Genomic DNA, 13396 nt, shown 5'->3' on the forward strand with positions numbered 1-13396 from the left:
TTAAAGGAGACCTCCGAATGAAAGCTCCCGCAAAATCGAAAGCGGATCTTCCGCTGCTGTTTATCGTCTTGTTGTCCGTATTTTTGAACGGCTATGGCATCTGGACGGACAAATACGCCAATACATACTACACGACGGCCGTCGCGGCCATGATGGAAAACTTCCATAACTTCTTTTTCGCCTCGCTGGATTCCGCAGGCTCGGTCACGGTGGACAAACCGCCCGTCGTCTTCTGGATCCAGACGCTGAGCGCCAAAATATTCGGACTCCACGGCTGGAGCGTCATCCTGCCGCAGGCGCTGGCCGGCATTGGTTCGGTGCTCCTCGCGTACAAGCTGGTCAAGCCGACGTTCGGCGTGGCGGCGGCGCGGATCGCTGCGCTCGTCATGGCCTGCACGCCGATCGCGGTGGCCGTCAGCCGCACGAACAACATCGACAGCATGCTCGTATTCACCTTGCTGCTCGCCGCTGCATTGCTGTTCCGTGGCGTGCGAAAAGGCAGCGCGTGGAGCGTCGTCTTCGCGTTCGCGATGGTGGGCGTCGGGTTCAACATGAAGATGCTCCAGGCGTACATGGTGCTGCCGGCCTTTTATTTGTTTTATTGGATTGCGTCGGGCCTTTCCTGGAAAAAGAAAACGGGCGTACTCGCGGGCGCTACGGCGCTCATGCTGGCCGTCTCGGTGTCTTGGGCGGTCGCCGTCGATTCGATCCCCGCGGACAAGCGGCCCTATATCGGCAGCAGCGGCACGAATTCGGTGCTCAATCTGGCGTTCGGTTACAACGGCGTGTCCCGGCTCACGGGCGACCGCGGACAGGGCGGTAGCGGTGCGCCGAACTTTAGTAGGGACGGCGGGGGGTTACGGGCGGACGGTCAGAGCTTGAGGCAGGGCCAGGAGGCGCCCGCGCAGGACGGCGGCGGCTTCCAGGGCGCTCCGCAGGGCGGCGCCGGCGGGTTTAGCGGCGGCTTCCGTCAGGATGGCGGCGGATTTGGCGGAGCGGGCGGCCCGAACGGGGACCGAAGCGGCGGCATGTTCGGGACGGGCCAGGCAGGACCGCTGCGTTTGTTCCAGGCTTCACTGTCCGACCAGGCCAGCTGGCTCCTTCCTTTCGCGTTAATCGGCTCGATCGGCCTGCTCGGCAGCATCCGCAGGCGGAGGTGGACCGACAAGCACAAGGAGACGATTTTCTGGCTGTCCTGGCTGCTCCCCGCAGCTGCCTTCTTCAGCGTAGCCGGCTTTTTCCATCAATATTATCTGATCATGCTCGCGCCTCCGATCGCTGCGCTGACGGGGGCGGGATTCATCGAGCTGTGGCGAGCGTACAGGGATCGTTCGGGATGGGTATCCTGGCTGCTCCTATCGGCGATATTTGCCACGACGGCGTTTGCCTATTACATCGTTCATCCGTACGACGCAATGATCGGCGGCGGCTGGGCCGCGGGCATCGGACTCGTGGGCTTGATCGCGACCGCGCTGCTGATCGTCTGGCGAACGAGGGAAAACCTGCGCCCCGCCCGCCTAGGGGCGATCGCAGGCTTGCTGACGCTGCTGGTCGGCCCCGTATATTGGTCGCTGACGCCGATCACGTACGGCGTGAGCAGCATGACGCCGATCGTCGGTCCGAGCTCGTCCCGCGAGGCGGGCGGACCGCAGGGCGGCGGGCTTCAGGGGCGCGGGCAAGGTGGCGGCGAATCGTCCGGCAGCATAGACGAGGGGCTCTACGCTTACTTGAAGGCGCACGACTCGGGCCAGAAATATTTGCTCGCGGTATCCGACTACGGCACGGCGGCTCCGTACATGATCGACAAGGGAGAATCGGTCGTCATTCTGAACGGGTTCAACGGCTCGGATCAGGTCTATACGGCCGACAAGCTGCAAGCGCTCGTCGCCAAAGGCGAAGTGAAATATTTCCTGATCGGCGGCGGAGGCATGGGCGGCGGCCGAGGAGGCAACGCGGAGGTCACGCAGTGGATTCAGGAGCATGGCAAGGAGATTCCGGCTTCCGAGTGGCAGTCGTCGAGTGTCGGCACGGCTCAGTCAGGTACCGACGGACGCCGATTCAACGGTGGTTTCGGCGGCAGTGGGACGCTATATTCCGTTTCTTTATGAAATTTTAAGATCAGATTTCGAGCATCTTCGTGGACTGATGGTCCCGAGGTGCTTTTTTTTACCATTTTTTTTAGCGGATGTTAAGCGGACTATGCTATTTTGATTGAACTGACAAAATGACAATTTTAAACAGTATACGACAGGGAGCGTGTGGAGCGGGGAATGGCATCGAATCATAAATGGCTTTACGGGACGGCGCTGGGCATGACGCTCGTCGGCTCGCTCTATCCGTTCAACGTCAAAGCGCAAGCGGCAATCGATACATACAGCGACATGCAATCCGCTTCGAGCTGGGCAGTCGATTCGATTCGCTTCTTGAACGACAAGGGAATAACGCAAGGTTACGGGAACCAGAGCTATCTGCCGCATCGGCCGATCTCGCGTCAAGAGGTCGCCGTTCTGCTGGCCCGGGCACTGAATTTGCAGGCAGTCGATTCGAAGGACACGATCCCGGCTGATCTTAATACGAACTCCTGGGCGTACGACGGCATTCGCAGCGTCTTGGCGCAGGGACTGATGGGCGACGCTTCGCAGCCGTTTCGCCCGTACGAGCCTGTGACCCGGCAGGAGCTGATCGCGATATTCGCGCAGGCGACGGGCGCGCAAGGCAGCGGCGGCTCGGCCTTGTCCGAGCAGGATGCCCGCCAGCTGGACCCCGCCAATCGCCGGCAGGTCGCGGACGCCGTCGAGCTGGGTCTGCTCCGCGGCGACGGCAGTACGCTGGAGCTGAACAAGCCGACCGAGCGCCAGGAAGTGGCAGTCGTCCTAAGGCGTCTGCTGGAGGCGATGAACGCGCCGGCGGAGAAGGAAGCGGTCATCACCGTCGTCGGTACGGACAAAATTCGGCTCGGTGCATTCGTTTACCCCATGACCGAGGAGCTGAAGAGCCTGCTCGGCCCCGCCAATGCCGGACTGTTGGACGGTACGACGCTGAAGGTCAAGCTGTCGGACGGCTATCGCGTCGAACAGATCGTGGATATGACGATTCCTGCATCGAAGCGGGACATGGTGCTGGACGGCGAGGGGATTCACGTCTCCGGCAACCTCACGATTCTCGGGGACAAGCTGACGCTGAAAAATATCAATGTCGACGGCGCCCTCATCGTCGGCGGCAACGGGACGCCGGAGCTGGCGGTCGAGAATTCGAGGATCGCGAAGTTGCAATTGGCTTCGTCCGCCCGTCTCACGCTTGGCGGGGATACGGCCGTCGCTTCTCTCGTCGTCCCCGATGCGGCGGTCGAGAACACGCGTATCGTCATCCGGGACAAGGGGACGATCGATGACATCGTCGTGCCCGACAAGCGGCTCGTACCGGCGCTCGTTCAGGATTACGGTCCCAACCAGGGCAAGGTCCGGCTCATCAACGGACAGCCTCCAGAATCAGCTCCTGTGAGCGTACCGTCGGGACCGGCCACGATGCTGTACGCCATTCCGGTCACCAAGATCCAGCCGGTCGCCGAGGCATATACGCTGCCGACGCAGGTATCCGTCCGGATGTCGGACGGCACCTCGGTGCCGAAGAACGTCGTCTGGCAAGCGCCGGAGGGGGTCGATATCGCCGAGGGGCAAGTGCTGTTGTCGACGCTCGGGGTCTATGCGTTTACCGGCACGGTAGAAGGCTTCTCCGAGCAGGCGACGCTAAGCCTGGACGTCAGGCTTTCCCTCAAGCTGACGCAGGATTCCGTTAAGGATACCGTCGAAGCGGACGCCGGCCAGAAGGCGACGTTCACGTTCGACGCCGAGCCTGTCACGGAGGTATCGTCCACAGTCCCCAACGTGGCGTACATGCTCCAATGGTTCGACGAGGATGGCGTCAACCGTACCTCGGAAGTCGATCTCCGAAGCGCCGACGGCTTCTTCATGGACCGTTGGGGAGATGCATGGATCGTCAGTTATTCGGGTAGTCATGCTGTCGCAAGCCGGGAGACGATCTCCCTCGAAGCCGTATTCGGCACCGGGGGAACGTACGCCATGAAAGTGACTGCAATCAAATATAATCCGGTTCCGTAACCCAAAAGGAGAGTCAAAAGTAAATGAGAGTACCGAAATTAGCCAAAGCCCTTCTGTTGTCCGCCGCCGTGTTCACCGCAGCTACGCCGGCATATGCATTTTCGCTGTCGACCACACCTATTTCCAACACATTGACCTCTACGTTCAAGATCAAGGCGCTGCCGAGCTTCTTGCTTCAATGGACGGATGAGCAAGGCGTGGTGCTGACAGGCAATGCGCTGCCGGAGATCGAGGCGGACGCTGAAGACGAGTCCTTGCTCTATATAAAGGCAAAGGTAAACCAAGATTATGACTACCAAGTCATGTTCAAAGTAACGAGAACCGACAACAAACCGATCGCTGAAGACGATGTGGTCATCAGAGAATACAAGGACGACGGTACGACCTCCACTCGGTCAGGCACGTATTTGGACGATGACACGAAGACGGTCTACTACTGGTCCAGGTCGCGCTTGATTACGAGCGCAAGCGCGCAAAATTTGAAGTTCGATGCAATATTTGCCGTGGACGGTAATTTCAAGATTGAAGCAGCCGCAGTGGAAGGACAGCCTACCTAAAATTTAAATTAAAGTAGAGTCCTTGGCGCTCCCAAAGAGCCGCCGAGGGCTTTCTATTTACGGCACAGAACCTGTCTGCAAGGCGCGCAGTCCGCGGGCCTTTTCATTTCGGATCGGCTACAATAGGCTATAAAAGTACAATCCCACCAGCAAAGGAATGAAGCCTATGTCCGCAAGCGAACAAGCCGGCAGCAAGCCGGCCGAGATTACGAAGGACGGTTCGTTCAAGCGTCAAGTCAACCGGTTTACGACACCGTTCGGGGACGAGCCCGGCGAGCTGCCCGTCGAGGCGGGCAGATACCGCCTGCTCTGGTCGGCGGCCTGCCCCTGGGCGCATCGGTCCGTCATCGTCCGCCGCGTGCTCGGGCTCGAGGAGGCGATCGGCCTGGGAACCGTGAGCCCGATGCGGCCAAGGCTCCCGCGCGTCGACTGGGAATTCTCGCTCGACCCTGACGGCATCGATCCCGTGCTCGGCATCCGTTATATCAGCGAGATCTACCTGAAGACGGATCCGGAATATGCGGGGAGACCGACCGTACCCGTCATGGTGGATGTCCGCAAGCGCGAAGTCGCGAACAACGATTATTTCAAGCTGACCAATTACTTCGAGACGGCGTGGGCGCCTTTTCACAAGGCAAATGCCCCCGATCTGTATCCCGAGGCGCTGCGCGGGCAGATCGACGCTTTGAACGAGACGATCTTCCACGATATTAACAATGGCGTGTACAAGTGCGGCTTCGCGCATTCCCAGGAAGCGTACGATGCGGCCTACGACACGTTGTTCGCACGTTTGGACGAGCTGGAGCGGCGCCTTGCGGGCAGCCGGTTCCTGCACGGGGACTTCATTACGGACTCCGACGTCCGTCTGTATACGACGCTCGCCCGGTTCGACGCGGCGTATTATACGGCGTTTCGGACCAACCGCAATCTGCTTCGCGAGTTCGAGCATCTATGGGGCTACGCCCGCGATCTGTACCAGACGCCGGGGTTCGGGGACACGACCGATTTTGACGCGATCAAGCGCCACTATCATCTGTCGATTACCATCGCGACGGACAAGCAGGAAGTGAACATTTTGCCCAAAGGACCGGACCTTGCGGTGTGGGAGGTTTCGCACGGCAGACAGCGTCTGAGCGGCAGGGAAGAGAAGTTTCTCGTACGCGAGTAATGGAGGAGGAGTCGAAAATATGCATATACGCGACGCGGCGCCGGAAGAGCGTGCTTTGATCCGGGAGCAGAGGCTGGAAGCTTATCGGGAACACGCGCAGTCGATTCCGGACGGCCATTGGCAGGCGCTGGCGCGGGCGATCGGCTCGGATGCGGACGCCCGGCTTGGCGCGGAATTGATCGTTGCCGAAACGGACGGACAGATCGCGGGCAGCGTCGTTCTGTTTCCCGCGAATACGGATGCCTATGACGGCCATGCCGACAAGCAGGACTATCCGGAGATCCGCATGTTGGCGGTATCCCTGGATCATCGCGGAAAGGGCGTGGCTTCGGCGCTCATCGCCGAATGTGTACGCCGAGCCCGCGCGTCCGGCAGCCGGGCCATTGGCCTGCATACCGGCGAGTTCATGAAGGATGCGCGGCAGTTGTACGAGAAGCTGGGCTTCGAACGGCTGCCGCAGCACGACTTTTTCCCGGCGGACGACGGCATCAGGGTGATGGCGTTTCGGCTGAATCTTTAGCGGGGCGGGAAAATACCCGAGAGGTTGATGACGTAGCTTACGCCCGCCGGCGCGTAGTCCCGCAGATCCGGCAGCGCGAAGGTCGTCTTCCCGTCTCCGCCGTACTGATTGCCGAGCAGCGCAAACAGCGGCGTATTTTGCGCGATGGACAGGAGCGAGCCGTCGCAGACGTGGGTGCCGGAAGGGGCGAAGTTGCCCGCGAACAGCCACACTTCTCCGATGTAGCCGGCCGAGCTCCCGCCTTCGCCTGCCGCTCCGTCGGCGATGAACGGATCGCCGAACTTGGGGCCGGCGGGGCCGGAGGCTCCGGGCGGGCCCTGCGGTCCTTGAGGCCCCTGCGGTCCGGTTGCACCGGTCGCGCCAGCCGCGCCAACTGGCCCCGGATCGCCATTCGGCCCTTGAGGTCCTGTCGCGCCCGTGGCGCCGGCTGGCCCCGGATCGCCTTTCACGCCTTGCGGCCCTTGCGGTCCAGTCTCGCCCTTCGCACCTGTGGCGCCGGTTGCGCCTGCAGGACCCGCTTCGCCTTTCGGCCCCTGCGGCCCCTGCGGTCCGGTCGCGCCTGTGTCGCCGGCTGGCCCCGGATCGCCCTTCGCGCCTTGAGGCCCTTGCGGTCCGGTCGCGCCAGTCGCGCCGGCTGGCCCGGTATCGCCTTTCGCGCCCTGCGGCCCTGTTGCGCCCGTTGCCCCAGACGCGCCGGTATCGCCTTTCGCACCTTGCGGTCCGGTCGCACCAGTCGCACCAGTCGCGCCAGTCGCGCCCGCAGCTCCGGTGGCCCCGGTATCGCCCTTCGGGCCTGCGGGCCCGGCAGCCCCGGTATCGCCCTTCGGGCCTGCGGGCCCGGCAGCCCCGGTATCGCCCTTATCCCCTTTAGGGCCGACCACATTCCAGGAGATCGCCTTCTCCGTCTTTTTGCACAATCCGCTTTTAGCTGCGATTCGGATTTGCCCGTCGATTTTGGCGCAGGCATAGATCGTGCTCGTCGCTTTGTTTGCAGCAGTCGAAGCCGCAGCCGCATAGACGCTCGCGCCAGAGAGCAGTAGAACGAGAATGCCTGCCATGATCAAGATGGCCTTTTTGCTTACATACACCGTCATCCCCCCATTGTCCGTACAATGTCCGGTTTCAATAGAATCTATGGAACGCATCAACCAACTATGCTTCGATCCCGTTTGAAGTACGAAGAGTCTTCGGGTCACAAATCCTGTCTCCCGATCGTCATGTTGGCATCAGACCGGAGAGGATGGATGAAGCATGTCGGAGAAACACGATCAAAAGGAATGGGACGTCATCATCATCGGAGGGGGCATCGCCGGATTGACGGCTTCGATCTACTTGGCGAAGGCGGGCAGGCGCGTGGTTGTGCTCGACAAAGGCGCGAGCCTCGGCGGCCGGGCGATGTCGAACGAGATCGCGGATTCGCGCGTCAACATGGGAGGACACGCGCTGTACAAAAGCGCACTTCCGATTCTGCGGGAGGTCGGGGTCGAGCCGGTGGGAGGCACGCCGAAGACGTCGGGCTCGTTCGTGTTCAAGCAAGCGGACGGCCGGAGCAAGGCGCTTCCGCTCGGGCAGCTCTTGCTCGGCTCGTTCCTGAAGTGGCACGAGAAGACCCAGCTTCTCCGATTCTACGCGAAGCTCCGCAAGATCGATACCGCCGCGCTGCAGAAGGTCAGCCTGCAGACTTACCTGGAATCCGAGCTCGGCAGTCCGCGTGTGCGCAGCGCTGTGCTCGCGCTGGTGCGCGTGGCCACGTATTGCGACGCGCCTCATCTACTGAGCGCCGGCGCCGTCGTCCGGCAGCTCGCTCAGGCCCAGGTGATGTACGTGGACGGCGGCTGGCAGTCCCTCGTAGACCGGCTGGCCGAACAGGCGCGGCAAGCGGGCGTGTCCTTCCTGACGCGATCGCCGGTCCGGACCATAAGCGGCATCGCCCCGCGCATGACGGTCGCGCTCAAGGACGGGACGCGGCTGTCGGCGCGTCACGTGATCTCAACCGCCGGGCCTAAGGAGACGCTGGCCATGCTGGACCCCGCGCTGACGCCTGCCGAATCCGCCCTGTACGAGCGGCTGACCCCGGTCCGGGCGGCATGCCTGGACCTCGTCGCGACCGGCATGCCGCAGTCCAAGACCCGGTTCGTGCTGGGCGCGGACGAACCCTGGTATTACTCCAACCACTCGGCCGCTTCCGCGCTATCCGACCATCCGGGTCGCGAAGTGATCCACGTCATGAAGTACTTGCCCGTCTCGGAGGAGACCGATCCCGCGCAGGACGAACGGGAGCTGGAAGGCTTTCTCGACCTCATCCAGCCGGGCTGGCGCGGACATGTCGTGCAGCGCCGCTTCCTGCCGCGGATGCTCGTATCGCATGCGGTCGTAGAAGCCGCGAGCGGGGGGCTCTCCGGCAGACCGGGACCGGCCGTCGCAGGGAGGCCGGGACTTTTTGTGGCGGGGGACTGGGTGGGCGATTCGGGCATGCTGCTGAACGCATCTTTGGCGAGCGCGCGGGAGGCGGCCCGATGTATAATTGCCGGTAAGGACACAGTCAAGGAAGGGATGCATCGTGGAGCTTGATGCCGCGTACCGGACGTACAGACCGCTGCTTCTATCCCTGGCGTATCGCATGCTGGGCTCGGTCGCACAGGCCGAAGATCTCGTCCAGGATGCGTTCGTCACGGTTCAGCAGCAGGAATCGGATCGCCGCGAAGGATCGATTCTGAATTTAAAGGCGTATTTGTGTAAAATCGTCACCAACCGCTGTCTCGACTACCTGAAATCTGCGCGCCGGAAAAGAGAGGTCTACGTCGGCCCGTGGCTGCCGGAGCCGATCGTCGAAGACTACACGACGGGCCAAAGCGCCGCCGGGCAGGATCCGCTGCAGACGGTCTTGCTCGAGGATACGATCTCGTACGCCTTCCTCGTTCTGCTCGACCGGCTCACGCCGATCGAGCGCGCGGTATTTATTCTCCGCGAAGCTTTCGAGTACGACTATCGCGATATTGCCGATGTTGTAGGCAAGACGGAGACGGGCTGCCGCAAGATCTACAGCCGCCTGAAACGCAAAATACAGGCGGAGCCGACCGCCGAGCCGATCCCCGGCGACAGAGGCGAGCAGCTCGTGCTGCGCTTTCTTCATGCCGCGGCGTCGGGCGATATGAAAGGGCTGCTCGCAATGCTGGCCGAGGACATCGTGCTGTACAGCGACGGAGGGGGCAAGGTCATGTCCGCGATCAGGCCAATTGCGTCGAGCCAGCGCGTCCTGGCGTTCATTCAGGGACTGGCATCGAAGAGCGGCGGCTTGGGCGAGGTGCGTCTCGTAAAGATCAACGGGCAGCTCGGCTTCTGGCTGACCAGCCCGCTTGAACCTTTTCCGACCCTTGTCAGCCTGGCGTTCAAGGACGACCGCGTCCAGGAGATGTATCTGCTTCGCAATCCCGATAAGCTGCGGCATCTGAACTTAGGATAAGCCGCGGCTATACAAGCAAATAGAGGCTGTCTCCAAGTCATAGCGGCGACTTGGGACAGCCTCTATTTTATGTAATTATATATAACATTAATATCCTCAAGCGTTGATATTGATAATATTATGTTATATTATATAACACAAATTACAAGACAAGCATAAGGGAGCCTGCAGACGAATGATGACCAAGAAAACATCGATGATCAAAATCACGCTTTTCGCTTCGCTCCTCACCGCTTCCTTTTTCCCCGGCATCCGGCCGACATCGGCATTCGCGAGTGGAGAGAGCCCGAATTTAACCGAGATTTCGGGCGTCGTACAACCTATCATCGATGAAGCTTGGAAAGACGGCGTACGCGTATCGGTAGGGATCGAGGATCTGGGCGGCGCATACGGCAACGACGGCGTGCTGCTCGGCAGAGACGATACCTATAAGCCGGCCAGTACGATCAAGATGGCGCTCGTATCGACGCTTATGCAGCAAGTGGACGACGGCATTCTGAAGCTGAGCGATACGGTGACCGTCAAACCTACCGATGTGGTAGGCGGAACGGGCTCGCTGCAAAAAGAGACGTTCCCGCAGGATGTGACGCTCGACCGTCTGGCCCGGCTCATGATTACGCAATCGGATAATACGGCTACCAACGTGCTCATCGACGTCGTCGGATTGGACAAGGTGCAGGCCTTGCTGGACAATCTCGACCTGAAGGTTATGCATCTGGGCCGCAAGATGTTCGCGTCCGCTCCGACGCCCGAACAAGATAACTATATCAATGCCAAGGACCTGGCGACGCTGCTGAAGGACATATACGACGGAACGTTCCTCACTGCCGAGTCCCGCAACCGGATCATCGCCTGGATGGGGGCGCAGGAGGTCAATACGAAGTTCGGCGCGGCGCTGCCCGAAGCCCCGATCGCCCATAAGACGGGCGAGAATGCCAACGTAACGCACGATGTCGGCTACTTTTTGCTGCCGGGCCGCGAACTGGCGATCAGCGTGATGACCGAGGTGACGACCACGGACGACTTCGACGAGGCGCAGGCGATCGGCAACCCCGTCGTGCAGCAGGTCGCCAAGGCCGTCTACAATCAAATGCTGGAGGACAACGAAGCGAATGCCGGCAAACCGATGACCAGAGCGGAGTTCACGTCCATGCTCGCCCGCGAGCTGGGACTCAAGATGGCAGCCGGACAAGGGAAGGCGTTCGCCGATGTCGGAACGGACAGCCCTTACTATGCAGAGATCATGGCGGCCCGCGAAGCGGGAATCGTCAACGGCTTGTCCGGCAGCAGCTTCGCCGGGGACTCGATTATTTCGAGAGCGGAGATGACGACGATGTTTATCCGCGCTTAAGAGCTCGTGCACGGCAAGACGGACGTCGGCATGACGCAGCTGACGTACACGGATCAAGCGCAATTGCCGGGTTGGGCCAAGGAGTCCGTGCTGAAGGCGGCAGCGCTGAAAAAAGAGGTCGGATATGCCGACGGCACCTTCCGCCCGCTGGCGAAGGCCAAGTATGCGGACGCCGTCAATGCCGTCTCCGGACTGTGGGTCGCCTCGAAATAAAAACGTCCTGCCGCAGGCGGACGACAACGTCAAAAAGGCTGCAAGCGCATCGGCGCTTGCGGCCTTTTTGACGTTCATGTATTCAACCGGCGAGAGCATGTGCGACGGCCTGCGCAAAAAGTTATACCTGAACCGTCAAATGCATCGGATTATAAACGGAAAGAGGCGTTGATAAAATGAACTTCCGAGAGACTTTTGAGATTTGAGACTTTGATGCCGAAGGGGAAGAACGCATGACGATAAGGGCAGAATATCCTCGTCCGCAATACGTAAGAGATGCGTGGATGAGCTTGAACGGCGAGTGGGAATTCCGGATGGACGATAAAGATCAAGGATTGACCGAAAAATGGTACGAGAACGGCGAATTCGACCGGCGCATCACGGTCCCTTTCTGCTATCAAAGCCCGCTTAGCGGCATCGGTGAGACAGAATTCCACGACGTCGTCTGGTATCGCAGGACGGTTACGCTTCCTCCGGAAGCGAAGGGCAAACGGATCGTTCTTCACTTTGGAGCGGTCGACTACGAAGCGCAGGTCTGGGTGGACGGTCGCCATGCGATCAGCCATCAGGGCGGCCAGGCTTCCTTCTCCGCCGATATCACCGATGCGCTCGATACTGGCACCGATACGCATACGATTGTCGTTCGCGCCCAGGACTACTTCGAGGATCTGACACTGCCGCGGGGCAAGCAGTATTGGAAGGAGAAGGGCGAGGTCATGTGGTTCAGGAACATGACTGGCATCTGGCAATCGGTATGGCTCGAATGGATGCATCCGCTCGCGCTCGAGAAGGTCCGCTTCACGCCGCATCTCGATACGAACGAGATCGAGATCGAGACGCGCATTCAAGGACTGGCTGCGAAAGCGCGGGCCGAGCTGTCGGTGCGGATCACGTTTGCGGGTCAATTGATCGCCAAGGAGACGCTGTGGGCCGGCGAGCTGGAGACGCGGCGAATCCATCTGAAGGACTTCAACGATCACGGCTTCGGACGCTGGTGGTCCCCGGACCGTCCGAACCTGTACGACGTCGAATTCACGCTTTCCTCGGACGGTATCGTCACGGACCGCGTGACAAGTTACTTCGGAATGCGTAAAGTTTCTATTGAGGGCGGCAAGGTGTGCCTGAACAATAAGCCGTACCGCATGAAGCTCGTGCTGGATCAGGGCTACTTCCATGACGGCATACTGACCGCGCCGTCGGACGAGGCCATTCGCCGCGACGTGGAATTGTGCAAGGAAATGGGATTTAACGGGATGCGCAAGCACCAGATGGTTGCGGACCCGCGTTACTTGTACTGGTGCGACAAGCTTGGCGTCCTCGTGTGGGGCGAGACGGCGAATGCCTACGCTTATTCCGAGGCCTACGCCTATCGGATGACCCAGGAGTGGGGCGAGATCGTCAGCCGCGATTATAATCATCCCTGCATCGTCGCTTGGGTGCCGCTTAACGAGAGCTGGGGCGTGCCCGACATCTTGGTCGATCCGAAGCAGCGGCATCATACGATGGCGCTCTATCACTTCACCAAGTCGATCGATTCGACGAGACTCGTGATCTCGAACGACGGTTGGGAGCACTGCTTGTCCGATCTGTGCACGGTGCACGATTATACGAGAGATCGCCAGGTTCTTCTCGATCGGTACGCGGATGTCGGGCGGATCCTGAACGACATGCCGGGACGCAAGTTCGTCTATGCACCCGGCTATCAGTACAACGGGGAGCCGATCATGAACACCGAATTCGGAGGCGTCAATCTGCGAAGCCTGGCAGAGTCTCCCGACGTGACGCCCGCCGCCCGGGACGAGCGGCAATTCCTCGAGCAACTGGTGGACGTCATCCATCCGATGGTCGTCTCCGGTCTCGTTCAAGGCTATTGCTATACGCAGCTTACCGATACCGAGACGGAGATCTGCGGACTGCTCACTTGGGAGCGCAAGCCCAAGGTCCCGCTCGACCTCATCCGCCGGATCAATGAGGGAGAGATCGTACACTATTAGACTTCTGGGGGA

At 60.5% G+C, this 13396-nt stretch carries 11 protein-coding genes and 1 pseudogene; 10 read left to right on the forward strand and 2 right to left on the reverse strand.

The features are described from left to right. The first annotated feature begins 17 nt into the window (after positions 1–17). From KVT38_RS04600 to KVT38_RS04620, 5 genes are all read left to right on the forward strand, one after another. A complete protein-coding gene (locus KVT38_RS04600) occupies positions 18–2108 on the forward strand; it encodes a glycosyltransferase family 39 protein (protein WP_217592515.1) in 2091 nt (696 codons plus the stop codon). Positions 2109–2270: 162 nt separating this feature from the next. Beyond that, positions 2271–4118 (forward strand): S-layer homology domain-containing protein, encoded by a 1848-nt coding sequence (locus KVT38_RS04605; RefSeq protein ID WP_217592516.1) that lies wholly within the window; start codon positions 2271–2273, stop codon positions 4116–4118. 23 nt (positions 4119–4141) lie between these two features. Continuing rightward, a complete protein-coding gene (locus KVT38_RS04610) occupies positions 4142–4675 on the forward strand; it encodes a hypothetical protein (RefSeq protein WP_217592517.1) in 534 nt (177 codons plus the stop codon). A 166-nt stretch (positions 4676–4841) separates the two neighbouring features. Further along, positions 4842–5843, forward strand: a complete 1002-nt coding sequence (locus KVT38_RS04615; protein ID WP_254638985.1) for a glutathione S-transferase family protein — start codon at positions 4842–4844, stop codon at positions 5841–5843. A gap of 19 nt (positions 5844–5862) precedes the next feature. Next, positions 5863–6363 (forward strand): GNAT family N-acetyltransferase, encoded by a 501-nt coding sequence (locus tag KVT38_RS04620; protein WP_217592519.1) that lies wholly within the window; start codon positions 5863–5865, stop codon positions 6361–6363. Here the strand turns inward: KVT38_RS04620 and KVT38_RS35855 are convergent. After that, on the reverse strand, positions 6360–6575 hold the full coding sequence (locus tag KVT38_RS35855) for a phage tail protein (RefSeq protein WP_483298159.1): 216 nt from the start codon (positions 6573–6575) through the stop codon (positions 6360–6362). The two genes, KVT38_RS04620 and KVT38_RS35855, sit on opposite strands and share 4 nt — an antisense overlap. Positions 6576–6608: 33 nt before the next feature. Further along, a pseudogene (locus KVT38_RS35860) lies at positions 6609–7238 on the reverse strand (collagen-like domain-containing protein); the annotation flags it as partial. 376 nt (positions 7239–7614) lie between these two features. Here KVT38_RS35860 and KVT38_RS04630 point away from each other — a divergent pair. The 5 genes from KVT38_RS04630 to KVT38_RS04650 all read left to right on the forward strand — a co-directional run bounded on the left by KVT38_RS04630 (position 7615) and on the right by KVT38_RS04650 (position 13384). Then, entirely contained in the window at positions 7615–8934 is a 1320-nt protein-coding gene (locus KVT38_RS04630; protein WP_217592521.1) for a phytoene desaturase family protein, read from the forward strand. Next, complete coding sequence (gene sigJ / locus KVT38_RS04635) at positions 8924–9826, forward strand: RNA polymerase sigma factor SigJ (RefSeq protein WP_217592522.1); 903 nt, start codon at positions 8924–8926, stop codon at positions 9824–9826. Before KVT38_RS04630 ends, sigJ begins: the two co-directional genes overlap by 11 nt. A gap of 175 nt (positions 9827–10001) precedes the next feature. Further along, entirely contained in the window at positions 10002–11177 is a 1176-nt protein-coding gene (locus tag KVT38_RS04640; protein WP_217592523.1) for a serine hydrolase, read from the forward strand. A gap of 30 nt (positions 11178–11207) precedes the next feature. Further along, a complete protein-coding gene (locus KVT38_RS04645; RefSeq protein WP_217592524.1) occupies positions 11208–11390 on the forward strand; it encodes an S-layer homology domain-containing protein in 183 nt (60 codons plus the stop codon). Positions 11391–11674: 284 nt separating this feature from the next. Next, complete coding sequence (locus KVT38_RS04650) at positions 11675–13384, forward strand: glycoside hydrolase family 2 protein (protein WP_254638986.1); 1710 nt, start codon at positions 11675–11677, stop codon at positions 13382–13384. The last annotated feature ends 12 nt before the right edge of the window (positions 13385–13396 follow it).

Source organism: Cohnella sp. GbtcB17, from assembly GCF_019091135.1.
Lineage (GTDB): Bacteria > Bacillota > Bacilli > Paenibacillales > Paenibacillaceae > Cohnella.